General features: G+C 73.1%; 15 protein-coding genes. 11 read left to right on the plus strand and 4 right to left on the minus strand.

The features are described from left to right. Window positions 1-8: 8 nt before the first annotated feature. The 3 genes from HUT06_RS01100 (at window position 9) to HUT06_RS01110 (ending at window position 3,332) form a co-directional block, all read left to right on the plus strand. On the plus strand, window positions 9-2,039 hold the full coding sequence (locus HUT06_RS01100) for a SpoIIE family protein phosphatase (RefSeq protein ID WP_176193968.1): 2,031 nt from the start codon (window positions 9-11) through the stop codon (window positions 2,037-2,039). Between the two features lie 73 nt (window positions 2,040-2,112). Further along, complete coding sequence (locus HUT06_RS01105) at window positions 2,113-2,979, plus strand: sigma-70 family RNA polymerase sigma factor (protein WP_176193969.1); 867 nt, start codon at window positions 2,113-2,115, stop codon at window positions 2,977-2,979. Between the two features lie 2 nt (window positions 2,980-2,981). Then, window positions 2,982-3,332 (plus strand): DoxX family protein, encoded by a 351-nt coding sequence (locus HUT06_RS01110; protein ID WP_176193970.1) that lies wholly within the window; start codon window positions 2,982-2,984, stop codon window positions 3,330-3,332. Here HUT06_RS01110 and HUT06_RS01115 read toward each other — a convergent pair. Together HUT06_RS01115 and HUT06_RS01120 are read right to left on the minus strand one after the other, a co-directional pair. Beyond that, the gene (locus tag HUT06_RS01115) at window positions 3,306-4,307 is read right to left on the minus strand and encodes an NAD(P)-dependent alcohol dehydrogenase (RefSeq protein ID WP_176193971.1); all 1,002 of its coding nucleotides are present in this window, start codon (window positions 4,305-4,307) and stop codon (window positions 3,306-3,308) included. The two genes, HUT06_RS01110 and HUT06_RS01115, sit on opposite strands and share 27 nt — an antisense overlap. A 125-nt stretch (window positions 4,308-4,432) precedes the next feature. After that, window positions 4,433-5,128, minus strand: a complete 696-nt coding sequence (locus tag HUT06_RS01120; protein WP_176193972.1) for a TetR/AcrR family transcriptional regulator C-terminal domain-containing protein — start codon at window positions 5,126-5,128, stop codon at window positions 4,433-4,435. A gap of 269 nt (window positions 5,129-5,397) precedes the next feature. On the opposite strand from HUT06_RS01120, the gene HUT06_RS01125 reads away from it, so the two are divergent. From HUT06_RS01125 to HUT06_RS01140, 4 genes are read left to right on the plus strand one after another with little or no spacing between them, the layout of a single operon-like run. Beyond that, the gene (locus tag HUT06_RS01125; protein WP_176193973.1) at window positions 5,398-6,312 is read left to right on the plus strand and encodes an ABC transporter ATP-binding protein; all 915 of its coding nucleotides are present in this window, start codon (window positions 5,398-5,400) and stop codon (window positions 6,310-6,312) included. After that, window positions 6,312-7,097, plus strand: coding sequence for an ABC transporter permease (locus tag HUT06_RS01130; protein WP_176193974.1), 786 nt, complete (start codon window positions 6,312-6,314; stop codon window positions 7,095-7,097). The genes HUT06_RS01125 and HUT06_RS01130 overlap by 1 nt, the downstream gene beginning before the upstream one ends. A gap of 54 nt (window positions 7,098-7,151) precedes the next feature. Next, complete coding sequence (locus HUT06_RS01135) at window positions 7,152-7,850, plus strand: response regulator transcription factor (RefSeq protein WP_176193975.1); 699 nt, start codon at window positions 7,152-7,154, stop codon at window positions 7,848-7,850. Further along, entirely contained in the window at window positions 7,847-9,259 is a 1,413-nt protein-coding gene (locus tag HUT06_RS01140; RefSeq protein WP_176193976.1) for a cell wall metabolism sensor histidine kinase WalK, read from the plus strand. The genes HUT06_RS01135 and HUT06_RS01140 overlap by 4 nt, the downstream gene beginning before the upstream one ends. Before the next feature lie 56 nt (window positions 9,260-9,315). On the opposite strand, the gene HUT06_RS01145 is transcribed toward HUT06_RS01140, so the two are convergent. Further along, window positions 9,316-10,503: an MFS transporter gene (locus HUT06_RS01145; protein ID WP_176193977.1), complete on the minus strand. Its 1,188-nt coding sequence runs from the start codon at window positions 10,501-10,503 to the stop codon at window positions 9,316-9,318. A gap of 83 nt (window positions 10,504-10,586) precedes the next feature. Here HUT06_RS01145 and HUT06_RS01150 point away from each other — a divergent pair, with 83 nt between their 5' ends. Next, window positions 10,587-11,033 (plus strand): helix-turn-helix domain-containing protein, encoded by a 447-nt coding sequence (locus HUT06_RS01150; RefSeq protein WP_176193978.1) that lies wholly within the window; start codon window positions 10,587-10,589, stop codon window positions 11,031-11,033. Here the strand turns inward: HUT06_RS01150 and sigJ are convergent. Then, the gene (gene sigJ, locus HUT06_RS01155) at window positions 11,030-11,950 is read right to left on the minus strand and encodes an RNA polymerase sigma factor SigJ (protein ID WP_176193979.1); all 921 of its coding nucleotides are present in this window, start codon (window positions 11,948-11,950) and stop codon (window positions 11,030-11,032) included. The two genes, HUT06_RS01150 and sigJ, sit on opposite strands and share 4 nt — an antisense overlap. A 150-nt stretch (window positions 11,951-12,100) precedes the next feature. Between sigJ and HUT06_RS01160 the strand changes: the two genes are divergently transcribed. From HUT06_RS01160 to HUT06_RS01170, 3 genes are all read left to right on the plus strand, one after another. Further along, window positions 12,101-12,730: an LUD domain-containing protein gene (locus HUT06_RS01160; RefSeq protein WP_176193980.1), complete on the plus strand. Its 630-nt coding sequence runs from the start codon at window positions 12,101-12,103 to the stop codon at window positions 12,728-12,730. Between the two features lie 149 nt (window positions 12,731-12,879). Beyond that, window positions 12,880-13,350 carry a hypothetical protein gene (locus tag HUT06_RS01165; protein WP_176193981.1) on the plus strand — a complete coding sequence of 157 codons (471 nt, stop codon included), beginning with the start codon at window positions 12,880-12,882 and terminating at the stop codon, window positions 13,348-13,350. 73 nt (window positions 13,351-13,423) lie between these two features. After that, window positions 13,424-14,476 (plus strand): hypothetical protein, encoded by a 1,053-nt coding sequence (locus tag HUT06_RS01170; RefSeq protein WP_176193982.1) that lies wholly within the window; start codon window positions 13,424-13,426, stop codon window positions 14,474-14,476. The last annotated feature ends 25 nt before the right edge of the window (window positions 14,477-14,501 follow it).

The following is a 14,501-nucleotide window of genomic DNA, read 5'->3' on the forward strand; positions in this document are numbered from 1 at the left end:
GAGCCACGATGACGACAGCCGACAGCAGGGCGGGCGGCGGGGCGCCGCGCGGGCGACCGGACGCGGCCGTCGTGCTCGCCGCCGACGGGACCGTGGCCGGCTGGACGCGCGCCGCGCGCGACCTCCTCGGCCACGCCGACACCGATCTCGGCCGCGGCGAGGTGCGCCTGCTCCCGCCGCGCGGCCCGGACGCCGCGGCGCCGGCCTGGCCGGACGGCGCGGAGCAGCACTGGTCGGGGCTGCTGGAGGTGCGGCGCGGCGACGGGGGCGCGCTCGTCGTGCACGCCGACGTCCTCCGGCTGGACGGCGCGGGGGAGCAGCCGTCCTGGCTGGTCTGCATGGGCTCCACGGAGGACGCGTCCGACCGCATGTCCTCGATGCTCGAACCGCTCATGAGGCGCTCGCCCCTCGCCCTGCTCGTCTGGGACCGCGACCTGCGGTGCGTCTGGGCGAACACGGCGGCCGAGCGCCTGCAGACGGTGTTCCCGCACTACCGGGTCGGCCGCCGGCTCACCGACCCGCCGCCCGGCATCGACACGCGGGCGGCGGTGGAGGCGGTCAGCCGGGTGCTCGCGGGCGGCGAGCCCCTGTTCGACGAGGAGGTGCACCGGACGTCGCCCGACGGCCGCGAGGACATCACCCTGTCGATCTCCCATTTCCGGCTCGACGGCGTGGACGGCCGGCCGCTCGGCGTCTGCTCGGTCGCGCTGGACATCAGCCACAGCCGGGCCCGCCGCCGCCTCGCCGTGCTGCGCGAGGCCAGCACCCGCATCGGCACGACCCTCGACGTCCGGCGGACCGCGCAGGAGATGGCGGACCTGGCCGTGCCGGGCCTCGCCGACTACGTGACCGTCGACCTGGCCGAGTCCGTCCTGCCGGGCGCCGAGCCGCTGGAGTACCTGGACTCGTCGGAGAACAGCGTCCCGGTGTTCCGCCGCGCGGGCGTGGCGTCGGTCCATGACGGCGTCCCCGAGTCGTTGTGGCCGCTCGGGGAGCCGGTGTACGTGCCGCCGGCCTCGCCGTTCACCCGCGTCCTGGACACGGGCCGGTCCCATTTCGAGCCGGTGCTCGACACCTCGCCCGGCGGCTGGCTCGACGTCGACCCGGACCGCTCCCGGGTCATCGCCGCCACCGGGATGCACACGCTGATCGTCGTCCCGCTGAAGGCGCGCGGCGCCATCCTGGGCGTCACCGTGTTCGTCCGCACCGACAACCGGACGCCGTTCACCCGCGACGACCTGGTCCTCGCCGAGGAACTGGCCGCGCGGGCGGCACTGAGCCTGGACAACGCGCGCCAGTACACCCGCGAGCACGCCGCCGCCCTCGCGCTCCAGCGCAACCTGCTGCCGCGCAACCTGACCGGCGGCGGCGCCGTCGACGTCGCCTCCCGCTACCTGCCGTCCGACGCGCACGTCGGCGTCGGCGGCGACTGGTACGACGCGATCCCGCTGGACGGCGGCCGGATCGCCCTGGTCGTCGGGGACGTGACCGGCCACGGCATCAACGCGGCGGCGACGATGGGGCGGCTGCGCACCGCCGTCCGCACGCTCGCCTACCTGGACCTGGCGCCGCACCGGGTGCTCGTCCAGCTGGACCGGCTGGTCGTCCGGCAGGCCGAGGAGGAGCGCACCCCGTTCGACCCCGCGGGCGCCACCTGCGTCTACGCCGTGTACGACCCGGCGTCCGGGCGCTGCACCGTCGCCGCCGCCGGGCACCCGCCGCCCGCGATCGTCCATCCGGACGGCGAGGTCGCCTTCCCGCGCCCGCCGAGCGGCCTGCCGATCGGGCTGGGGATCGGCGACTACGAGCCGCTCACCCTCGATCTCGCCGAAGGCAGCCTCATCACCCTCTACACCGACGGCCTGATCGAGACCCGCGACGCCGACATCGAGACGGGCATCGACCGCCTGGGCGCGGCGCTGACCCGGGCCGAGCCGCCCCTGGACGACTTCTGCACCAGCGTCATCCGGCTCATGACCGGGGACAGGCGGGTCGAAGACGACATCGCCCTTCTCGTCGCGCGAACCCGCCGCATCTAGCCAGGGGGCGGGTCACCTTTGGCGCCACTGGTGCGTCTGGTGTGTAGACGACCAACGAAGGACAGGAGGGAACGTGAGTTCCGACCAGGCGGCGGTGGCCTTCGACCGCGAGCGACCGCATCTGCTGGCGGTGGCGTTCCGCATCCTCGGGTCGGACGCCGACGCCCAGGACGTCGTCCAGGACGCGTGGACCAGGTACGCCCGCGCCGATCCAGCCGACATCCGCAACACGCAGGCGTGGCTGACCACCGTGGTGACCCGCCTCTGCCTGGACGTCCTGCGCCGCTCCCACGAGACCCCGCGCCGTCCCGAGGAACTCCCGACGCCCGCCACCGGTGAGAGCCCCGCCGCCGGTGAGAACCCGGAGGACGTCGCGCTGCTCGCCGCCGAGTTGACCGCGGCCTTCACGGTGGTGGTCGAGGAGCTGACGCCTCCGCAGCGCGTCGCGCTCATCCTCCACGACGTGTTCGGCGCGCCCTTCGACGAGATCGCCCACATCCTGGACACGACTCCGGGCTCGGCGAAGAAGCTGGCCAGCCGCGCCCGGGGCCGCGTCCGCCGCACCGGATGGCCGGACGCGGAGTCACGCGAGGCCGACCGCGTGGTCACCGCCTTCATGAAGGCGGCCCAGCAGGGCGACATCGACGGCCTGGTCGAGGTTCTGCATCCCGACGTGGTCAGGACCGCCGACCCGCAGGTGCTGCGCCCCGGCGCCCCGCAGCGGGTGCACGGGATCGAGGCCGTGGTCGAGGAGACCCGCGCGATGCGCTCCGCCGCCCGCCGGGCGCGCCTCGCCCGCATCGACGGGCGGCCCGGCATCGCCGTCGGCCCGGGCCGGCCGCGCGCCGCGCTCGTCTTCCACATCGCCGGCGGCCTCATCGTCCGCTACGACGTCGTCGCCGACCCCCGGCGGCTGGCGCTGCTCCACATCGAGGACTGACCATGTCCACCACCTACATCGCCGTCACGCTCATCACGGTCGCGATCAACGCCGCGATCGTCGTCGCCGACCTGGCGAAGGCCCGGTTCGTCCTGGCGAACTCGGCCGAGGTCGGGGTGCCGCGCTCGATGCTGCCGCTGCTCGCCGCGCTCAAGGGCGCCGGCGCCGCCGGGCTCGTCCTCGGCCTGCTCGGCCTGGACGTCATCGGCATCGCGGCGGCCGCCGGCCTCGTCGCGTTCTTCGTCATCGCGGTGGCCGCGCACGTCCGGGCGAGGGTCTTCTACAACATCGCCTTCCCCGGCGCCTACCTGGCGTTGGCCGCCGCCTCACTCACCCTGGCGGTCGCCAACTGAGATGGCGACCTTCCCCCGGGCGTGGCCGCGCTCGATGTACCGCAGCGCCTCGGGGATCTCGGCGAACGGATAGGTCCGGTCGATGACGGGCGTGACCTTCCCGCTCTCCATGAGCTCCGCCAGGAACTCCAGGTCGGACGAGTTGGGCTTCCAGCTGACGTTGGCGATGCGCTGGCCGATGAAGGGGGAGAGCAGGACGCCCCGGAGACCCAGTGCGGCCGGGCCGAGGAGCCTGCCGCGAGCCGAGGCGATGCCGCCCACGATCACGAGCGTGCCGCGCGCGACCAGCGGACGCCGCAGCTGCGCGAGCGGCCGGTCGCCCACGATGTCCATGACGAGGTCGTAGCGCCCGTCCCGTGCGGTGAAGTCCTCGCGGGTGTAGTCGACGACGTCGTCCGCGCCCAGGGAGCGGACCAGTTCGACGTTCCGGGTGCTGCACACGCCGGTGACCTCGGCCCCGAGCGCCTTGGCGAGCTGGACGGCGAACGTGCCGATCCCGCCGGACGCCCCGTTCACGAGGACCCGCTGCCCGGCGGCGATCCGGCCGTAGTCGCGCAGCCCCTGCAGCGCGGTGTGCGCGGCCATCGACACCGACGCCGCCTGCTCGAAGGTGAGGCGCGCGGGCTTGGCGGCCAGCCTGCCCTGCGGGACGGCGGCGGCCTCGGCGAACGAGCCCAGCTTGACCTCCCCGAACACCGCGTCGCCGGGCCGGAACCGGGTCACCGCGCCGCCGACCCGCTCGACGACGCCGGCGAGGTCGGCGCCGAGGACCAGCCCCGGCTTCGGCCGCCGCAGCCCGGAGCTGAGCCGCGCGAGCTTCGGGTCGGCCATGGCGTGGCGCCAGTCGTAGGGGTTGGCGGACGCGGCCCGCACCCGCACGAGCACGTCGTCCGGGCCGACGCCGGGCTCGTCGGCGTCCACGAGGGTCAGGACTTCGGACGGCGGGCCGTAGCGGTTCCAGCTCCAGGCCTTCATGGCGGGTTCCCTTCCTCGTCGTACGCCGTAAGGTTCTCGTACTGTGTAAGGCTAACGTACGCCGTAAGAGAGTCAAGGGGTCCGTCGAAGAAAGGAGTCACCCGATGGCGGTCGTGCGGTGGGCCTTACGAACCGGCGGCTCGGCGCCGCTCCAGCCCGTCCAGGATCAGGTCCAGCGCGAACTCGAACTCGAACTGGTCGTCGCAGAAGCCCAGCGTGCCGTCCGGGTCGTCGTGGACGGCGTCCGCCAGCATCCCGACGATGTTCGGGAACCGGTCGCCCATCTCCGCCATGGCGGCCTCGGCGTCCACGCCTTGGGCGGCGCCGGGCTGGAACAGCTCCTGGGTGAAGCCCAGGGCGCGGCTGCCCAGGACGTGCAGCGCCCGGTGCGCCAGATCGAAGGAGAACCCGCCCGCCCGCAGAATGCCGACCACCTGGTCGTAGTAGGCGACGACGATCGGGTTCGTGCGGGTCACGAGCAACTGCGGAGCCCACCGGTGGCGCAGCAGAACCTCCCGGGCCGCAAGGACCCGCGCCCGCAGCACCGCACGCCAGTCCTCCGCCGGGTCAGGCCCGTCGACCTTGCCCACGGCCTCCATGACCTCTTCGAGGACCATCTCCGCCAGGCCGTCGAACACGGCCTCCTTGTTGGCGACGTGGTGGTAGAGCGACATCGCCTCCGCCCCGACCTCCTGCGCCAGCTTGCGCATGGTCAGCGAGTCGACGCCGTCCCGGTCGGCCAGCCGCACCGCACCGCGCAGCACCCGCCTGCGGCTCAGCGGAATGCGGGGCAGGTCGTCGGTGTCGCTCGGCTGGGTCATGGATCGGTCCTCCGGACGCACCCTATCCGTACCCCGTAAGGCTCCAGGGTGCCGCGCTGTCTGTGAGTCGTGTGTGAGTCTCACCGGCACGCGGCCGACCGAGCACCGGGCACCGGCCGCTGACCTGGGCATATCCGGCCGGTTGCGCGCCGCCGTTCACATCCGGCTCACATAATCCTCCACCTCGTCCCAGAATCCCCGCCCAGCCTGGGTCACGGCCGCACCGCGTCAGTGCGCCATTTCGCAGCAACCCACCTGGAGGAATTCCGATGATCGAAGTTCGGGGGCTCACCAAACGCTACGGCGAGGTGCCGGCGGTCGACGGGCTGGACTTCACCGTCCGCCCGGGAGAGGTCACCGGCTTTCTGGGCCCGAACGGCGCCGGCAAGTCGACGACCATGCGCATGATCCTCGGCCTGGACGCCCCCACCTCGGGCACGGCCACCGTCGGCGGACGGCCGGTCGCCGCCCACCCCGTGCCGCTGAAGGCCGTCGGTGCGCTGCTGGACGCGGGGGCCGTCCTGCCCGGCCGCAGCGCCTACCACCACCTGCTGGCCCTTGCGGCGGGCAACGGCATCGGGCGCCGCCGCGTCGAGGCCGTCCTGGACGAGGTGGGCCTGAAGAGCGTCGCGCGCCGCGCCGCCGGGACGTACTCGCTCGGGATGAAGCAGCGGCTCGGCATCGCCGCCGCCCTCCTCGGGGACCCGCCCGTGCTCGTGCTGGACGAGCCCCTCAACGGCCTCGACCCCGAGGGCATCGTCTGGATCCGCAAGCTGATGCGGCGCATGGCCGCCGAGGGGCGGGCCGTGATGATGTCCAGCCACCTGATGGGCGAGATCGAGCTCACCGTCGACCACCTGATCGTCATCGGCCGGGGACGGCTGATCGCCGACACCGGGATGGCCGAGTTCATCGCCGCCCACTCCGACCGGCAGGTGGTCGTGCGCAGCCCGTACGCGGACGTCCTCGGCCGCCGGCTCACGGCGGCGGGCGCCACCGTCCGGGCGCGAGGCGAGGACGGCCTGACCGTGACCGGGCTCGACTCCGCCGATGTCGGCGCGCTGGCCGCCGCCGCCTGCATCGAACTGCATGAGCTGACCGTCCGGCAGGCGTCCCTGGAGCAGGCGTTCATGGACCTGACCCAGGACAGCGTCGAGTACTCGTCCGAGAAGGGAGCCGCCTGATGAGCAGGGCGACGTTCCGGCACGCCCTCCACGCCGAGTGGATCAAGATCCGGACGATGCGGTCGACCCTGTACGTCGTCCTCGGCACGCTCGTCATCGGCGCGGGCCTCGGCACGCTCAACGGGTCGTCCGCCGGCGACGAGTACGCCACGCTGACGGCCGCCGACAAGCTCGCCTTCGACCCGCTGGCCACCAGCCTGAAGGGCTACATCCTGGCCCAGGTCACCATCGCGCTCCTGGGCGGCCTGGTCATCACCGCCGAATACGGCAGCCGGACCGTCGTCGGCACGCTGACCGCCGTCCCGCACCGGTCCCGGGTCCTCGCGGCCAAGGCCGCCGTGCTCAGCGTGATCGCGTTCGCCGCCGGGCTGCTGACGACCTTCACCGGGTTCGTCGCCGGCCAGGCGGCGCTCAAGGGCGCGGGCGCCCCGCACCTGGCGCTGTCGGACCCCGGCGCGGCGCGCGGCGTCCTCGGCGGCGCCGCCTTCCTCGCGCTCGCCGGACTGCTCGGGCTCGCCCTGGGCACGCTGATCCGCAGCACCACCGCCACGGTGACGACGCTCTTCGGGGCGCTGCTGATCGTTCCGGCGTTCGGCCCGGCGCTCCCCGGCCGGCTCGCGGACTGGACGGCGGAGTACTGGCCGCCCTCCGCCGGCGGGCAGGTCACGACCGCCTACCGCGATCCGGCCCTGCTGGATCCGGGGCCCGGCCTGGCGGTGATGGCCGGGTGCGCGGCGGTCCTGCTGGGCGCGGCGTTCCTGACCTTCCACAAGCGGGACGCGTAGGCGGGGCCGTCGCGGAGGATGGAAGACGTCGGCGAGGGACGGGACGGAACGGCCATGACAGAACACCTCCTGGTGGTGGAGGACGACACCACGCTGCGCGAGCTGCTCGCCGCGAGCCTGCGGCTGGCCGGCTTCACCGTCTCGCCCGTCACGACCGGTTCGCAGGCCCTCGAAGCGGTGCGGCGGGGGCGGCCGGACCTGATCGTCCTCGACGTGATGCTGCCGGACTTCGACGGCTTCGAGGTCGTCCGGCGGCTGCGCGCGGAGGCGGCGCCGTCGCCGTCCGGCCCGCCGCCGGTCCTGTTCCTCACCGCGCGCGACGCCGCCGAGGACCGGATCGGCGGGCTGGCGGCCGGCGGGGACGACTACGTCACCAAGCCGTTCAACCTGGAGGAGCTGATCCTGCGCATCCGGGCCATCCTGCGCCGGGCCGCCGGCCGGCAGCCGGACGGGCGGCTGGTCGTCGGCGACCTCGCCCTGGACCCCGACAGCCGCCAGGTGACCCGCGCCGGCTGGGCGGTCGCGCTCTCCCCGACCGAGTTCAACCTGCTGAAGGTCCTGATGGAGCACGCCGGCCAGGTCCTGTCGAAGGAGCAGCTGCTGGACCTCGTCTGGCACTACGACTTCGGGGGCGACGACAGCATCGTCGCCTCGTACGTCAGCTACCTGCGGCGCAAGGTCGACACCGTCGAGCCCAAGCTGATCCACACGGTCCGGGGCACCGGCTACGTGCTGCGCAGGCCGCAGCGGTGACCGCCCGGTCCCGCGGCCTCTCCCTGCGCGGGCGGCTGCTGGCGATCACCCTCCTGCTGCTGGTCGCCGCGCTGCTGGGCAGCACGGGCCTGCTCCTCCGCCAGTTCCAGGGCGCCCTGGTCGGCCAGCTGGACGAACGGATCCGCGGCATCGCCACCGCGACCGCCCGCAACGGGAGCGCCCAGCAGGGGTCCGACACCGTCTACACCGCCTACCTGGACCCGGCCGGCCGCGTCGAACGCGTCCTGCAACCCGCGCCGAAACCCCCGCCCGACCTGCCCCGCCTCGACCGCGCGGCGGTCGCCGCGCGCAACGGCGCCCCCTTCACCGCCGGGTCCCGGGACGGCGACCGGGAGTGGCGGGCCGTCGCCGTGCCGACCGGGGCCGGAGGCAGCGTCCTGGTCGCGGGCGCGCTCGGCGACGTCGACGCCGACATGGGACGGCTCACCCGCCGGGTGCTCCTCATCGACGCGATGGTCCTGGTGCTGCTCGGCTTCGCCGGATGGTTCGCGGTGCGGGCCGGGCTGAGGCCGCTGCGCCGGATCGAGACGACCGCCGCCGCGATCGCCTCCGGCGACCTCTCCAGCCGCGTCCCGGACCTGGCCGCGCGGCGCACCGAGCTGGGCCGGCTCTCCGCGTCCCTCAACGGCATGCTCGACCGGATCGAGGCGGGCGACGCCGCCCGCGCCGACTCAGCGCGGCGGATGCGCCGCTTCATCGCCGACGTCAGCCACGAGCTCCGCACCCCGCTCGCCGGCATCAAGGGCTTCACCGAGCTGTACCGGATGGGCGGCATGCCGGAGCGCGCCGACGTCGACGCCTCGATGGGCCGCATCGAGCGCGAGGCCGCCCGCCTGGTCGACCTCGTCGAGGAGCTCCTGCTGCTCGCCCGGCTGGACGAGGACGGCGCCGCCGCCACCGCGCAGACGCTGCAGCCGACCCCCATGGACCTGCGCACGCTCGCCGCCGACGCGCTCCACGACCTGCGCGCCCTCGACCCGGGCCGCCCGGTGTCCCTCACCGGCCCCGAAGGCGGGCCGCCCGCGCCGGCACCGGTCCTCGGCGACGAGGCCAGGCTCCGCCAGGTCGTCGCGAACCTCGTCGGCAACGCGGTCGCGCACACCCCGTCCGGCACGCCGGTCCGCATCGGGGTCGGCACCCGCGACGGCTTCGCCGTCCTCGAACTCCGCGACGAGGGCCCCGGCATGACCCCGGAGCAGGCAGAACGGGCCTTCGACCGCTTCTACCGCGCGGACGAGGCCCGCGCCCGCGCCACCAGAGGCGGCGGAGCGGGCCTGGGCCTCGCCATCGTCGACTCCCTGGTCCGAGCGCACGGCGGCCACGTGGAGATCGAGACGGCACCGGGCGCCGGCACGAGCTTCCGCGTCCTGCTACCCCCGCATCCATGACACGGCCACCCGGCCGTTGCGCAGCGACCCGGCTGTGCGCGGCGGGCGACCCGATCTCATGGGCGAGATGCAGCAGGCCGCCGTCCTGCTCGACGGCGAAGCCCCGCGCGCTCAGGAGCCCAGGCGGCCAGCGCGCACGCCGCGAACCCGGCCCCGAGAAGGCTGGAGCCCGTCCAGCCGTGGGCGGTGAAGGTGGCGGTGGTCGCGGCCGCACCCAAGGCAGAGCCCAGCGAGTAGAAGACCATGTAGCCGCCGATGGCGCTGCTGGTGCGATCCGGATGCGCGGCGGTCAGCACGTGCTGGTTGCTGACATGCACGGCCTGGACCGCGAAGTCGAGGACCACGATCCCGACGGCGAGGAGCCACAGCGACCACGGCAGCTGCCCGATCGCCGCCCACGACAAGATGAGCAGGACGAGCGCCAGGCCGGTGACCGGCGCCGCTCGTCCCGCGTCGGCCCACCTGCCCGCACGCGCCGCGCCGAGCGCGCCGGCGAGCCCGGCGACGCCGAACAGGCCGATCTGGCTCTCGCTCAGATGCCACGGCCCGCCCGCCAGCGGCAGGGACAGCCCGCTCCAAAGGCTTCCGAACGAGGCGAACAGGAAGAACGCGATGAGCCCGCGCGTCAGAAAAACGCGCTGCCCGAACAACCCGCCGAGCGAGAGGACGGCCTGCCCGTACCCGGCCCGATCCCGACGCTCTTCCGCTGGCAGAACGGCAAGAACCAGGCCCGCGAGCCCGAGCGACAGCACCGCGAGCACGGCATAGACACTCCGCCAGTTCCACACCTCGGCGACCACGCCGGTGACGACCCGCGCACCCAGGATGCCGACCACGACGCCCGAGGTCACGACACCGATGTTCCGTCCGCGCTCGCCGGGCGGTGAGACGGACGCGGCGTAGGCCACCGCCGTCTGCACCACGACCGCGAACGCCCCGGCCACCGCGAGCCCCACGAACGCGACCCACGCGGCCGACGCCGAGGCCGTGACGACCATGCCGAGCGCGGTGAGCACCAGGTGCACGGCGATGAGCCGGCGCCTGTCGACCACGTCGCCGAGCGGCACCAGCAGCACCAGCCCCGCCAGGTAGCCGACCTGCCCGACCGCGACGATCCACCCGGTGAGCTGCGCCGGCACGCCGAGATCGCGTCCCATCGGCTCCAGGACCGGCTGCGCGGCATAGATGCTCGCCACAGCGACACCGCACACCACCGCAAGCAGCAACCGCCGCCCCATACCCATCGCCCCTCCCGATCAGTAGCAAATTGCAACCAATCGGACCGTACGGCATGATGGTTTCAATCTGCAACTGATCGGGAGGTGTCATGCCGCGCGCACAGGACGTCGACTGGACCGACCCCACCTGCCCTGTCGCCCGCACGCTCGACCTGGTCGGCGACAAGTGGAGCCTGCTCATCGTCCGCGACGCGATGGACGGGGCCCGCTCGTTCACCGAGTTCCAGCGACGCACCGGCATCGCCCGCAACATCCTCACCGACCGCCTGCGCAAGCTCACCGCTCACGGGCTGCTCGACCAGCGCACCGCGCCGTCCGGCCGCCGCCAGGAGTACGTCCTCACCGACGCAGGCCGCGACCTCTTCCCCGTCGTCCTCACCCTGCGCCAGTGGGGCGAGCGCCACGCCTTCGCCACCGGCGAGCCCCGCTCGACTCTCCTGGACCAGCACGGCGACCCCGTACCGGAATTCGCCCCGACCAGCACCGACGGCACCCGCCTAGCCCCCGACACCACCCACGTCCAGAAACCCGTCTAGCCGGCCGCCGCCCAGTGGCGGAGCTTTTCGGGGTTGCGCATTACCCAGATGTGCTTGATGCGGTCGCCGACGACCTCGAACGCGAACACCGTCACGGTGACGCCGTCCTGTTGGGCCACTAGCCCGGGCTGACCGTTGACCGTGCGTTCCAAGAGCGCCATGTTGCGGGGCCTCCGGTCGGCCAGCGTGACCCAGGCACGTGCGATCGGCTCGCCGCCTTCGATGGGGTGCAGGAAGGTGATGGCGAGGCCGCCGCCGTCGGCGATCGCCGTGGCGTCGGGGTCGAGCAGGCCGATGAGGGCGTCGATGTCCTTGGCCTCCCACGCCCGCTTGAATTCCTTGACGACGTCGGCCCGCCGGGCGGTCGTCCTCGCGGGGGCCTGTGCTCCGCGGATGCGGCGGCGCGCCGACGAGGCCAGCTGGCGGCACGCCGCCGGCGAGCGGCCGACGATCTCGGCGACTTCGGCGAAGGAGTGGCAGAAGACGTCGTGCAGGATGAACGCGACGCGCTCCGCCGGGGTCATCGATTCGAGCACGACCAGAAAGGCCAGGTTGACCGACTCGTCCAGGGTGATCCGGTCGGCCGGGTCGGCGGGGGTGCCGCCGCCCCACTCCGCGCGCTCGGGGAGCGGCTCGGGGATCCACTCGCCCACGTAGGTCTCGCGCCGCGCGCGCGCCGAGCGGAGCAGGTTGAGGCAGATGCGGCCGGCGACCGTCGTCAGCCACGCGCCCGGCGACTCGATGGCGTCCTGCTCCCGCCGCGACATGGCGTACCAGCGGGCGTAGGTCTCCTGGACGGCGTCCTCGGCCTCGGTCACCGACCCGAGCAGCCGGTACGCGAGATTGATCAGCTGCCGCCGCTCTCTCATGATCGCGTCCAGGCCCGGATCGGGCCGGTCCCGTCCTCGGGTGGTCATGGTGCCGGCTGCTCCCTCGGTCGCTTCCGTCCTCACGGGTTCGACAAGACAGGGCACCGGAATGTGAGGCCGGCCCATCACCTCACATTCCGGACGGCTGCGTTGTCGGACCACCGAGACCAGCACATCACCAGGAGGCTCAGGAAGACCATGACCACCTCAACGCCGGAAGCACCGTTCACCGTCCCGGCACCCGCGGAGCGCCTGGAGCGGACCGCCGCCGCGCTGGCCGCGCACGGTTTCACGGTCGAGATCCTCGACAACGCCGCCGCCGCGCGCAGCCGCGTCAAGGAGCTGATCCCCGAGGACGCCGAGGTCTTCACCGGGGCCAGCGAGACCCTCCGCCTGTCCGGGATCGATGAGGACATCAACGAGAGCGGGAGGTACCGGTCCGTCAAGGCGCGCAGCTGGACCTTGGACCGTGCCACCCAGCTCGCCGAGATGTGGCGGATGGTCGCCTGCCCCGACGTCATCGTGGGCAGCGTCGCGGCGGTCACCGAGACCGGATCCCTCGTCGCCGCCTCGGCCACCGGAAGCCAGCTGGCCGGCTACGCGGGCGCCGCCGCCCGCGCGATCTGGATCGTCGGAGCGCAGAAGGTGGTGCCCGACCTGGAGACCGCGCTGCGCCGTGTCGAAGACCACTGCCTCCCGCTGGAGAACGAGCGCGCCATGGGCGCCTACGGACAGCCCAGTGCGCTGAACCGTGTCCTCGTCCTCAACGCGGAACCCGAGGCCGGGCGCGGCATCGTCCTGCTGCTCCGCGAGGCCATCGGCTTCTGACGCCACGGCCGGCCCCTCCCGCCGCAGCGAGAGGGACCGGTTTTGGTTACTCTCCAGCGCCGAGGCATCACAGGGCGATATCATCCTGCTCGGGCAAGGCACGCCTGCCCGTCTGAGCACTGCGCGTAGGACTCCGCCGGGAGGACGTCGTGACCACAGACCCCCATCGCCGCCCGTCCCGCAACCTGCAACGCCGCATCCGCCGCCGCCAGGCCGTCACCGGCGAGGCCTACATGACCGCGGCCACCGCCGTCCGAGCGGAATGGGAGCGCGGCCAGCGCTACCTGTCCGACCCGTCGGTCCCCGCCGACGTGGCCGCCGCAGTCCGCCGAGTCGGATTCATCCCTCTGGAACCCTTCGACCTGTCAGTCCACTGGGAATGGTGGTGCCGCTGCCAGTGGTGCGGCGCGGTCGTCGAAGTGAACCCGCGCGGCCACGACTACCAATCACCGGACCGCTGCCCCTACATCGTCTACGGCAGCATGCACGCCGACGGCCGCTGCACCCTCCCCGCACCAGACCCAGTGATCCTCACCGGCCCACCCACCGAAGAGGAACCACAACAACTCCCCCCACAACGCGCCCACAGAGTCTCCCTGACCCCGCGCCGCCGCCGATAAATGCCGCGAAGTTGTGGATCATGCCGCCGTATGGGAAATTGCGTCCCCCGCAGGCACTCGGGAGGACGACCACGTGCGCGTGCGTTGGAAGAAACTGGCGGAGTGGGAACAGGCCGCCATGGTCGCGGTCTCCGCGACGTCGGCCGCCTCGATCGCCTTGTCGGTGCTCGCCCCTGATCTCGGCAGCCCCCGCCAGGAGTTCACCGTCTCCAAGGGCCCGCAGCACCAGCTCGGCACCGCCGAACGCGCGCGGATCGCCGACTTCACCACGCGCGCACTCCTCGCCCTGAACACTGCGGACCTCACCCGCCCCGGCGAGCGCCGCCGCATCGCGGACTCGACGGCCACCGGCGCCCTGCGCCACAGCCTGGCCGACGGCAAGGGCCCGAGGGTGCATCCGCGGAGCAGACTGACGGGAGCACGGGTTTCCACGCTCCTCCTCACGTCCAGCGGACGCGGACGCGAGGGTCCGAACGACACCGACCGCGGCGACGACAACGGCTGGGCACACGCGCTCGCCGTGGTCCGCGGCACGACCACCGGCCCGGACGGTGCCCCGGTCCCGACCGCACGCCGCTACAACGCGAAATTGACGCTCTCACCACAGGGCTGGCGTTTCGCCTACTTGCTCCTGAGCCCGGACTCGACCGTCATGCAGCTCACCGCCCGCTCCGGCGAGCCAACGGAAGAGACCCTGTTCGTGGACGAGATCGAGAAGACCATGCGCGTGGTCCTCGGGGCACGGCCCCATCCGACGGCCGAGCGCCCGACCCGAGACGAGCGCCGCCGCCGCCTGACCGCCGAGGGTCGCCGCCAGTACGCCGCCTGGCTGGCCCGCATCGGAATCCGCGCCGACCAGATCGACGGCCGCGTCAACGACACAGCGATCATCCGGCGCGACCGGCGCTCCGCCGAACTACTGATGTTCGTCAACGTCAAGGACCCCGAGCCCCCCACCGCCTCGGTCGTGATCACCAACGCCGACGGCTCGTACCGGACACTGGGCCCGCCCACACGGAAACGCTCGGGAAACGCCCTCTTCCCCGAAGGCGGCGCATGCGCACTCAAGGTAACCGTGCTCAACGACCACGACACCTGGAAAATCCACCAAATCGCAGACGCCTGACCGCAGTCTCGCGGAAGAACGGCTC

The sequence above is a fragment of the Actinomadura sp. NAK00032 genome (assembly GCF_013364275.1).
Lineage (GTDB): Bacteria > Actinomycetota > Actinomycetes > Streptosporangiales > Streptosporangiaceae > Spirillospora.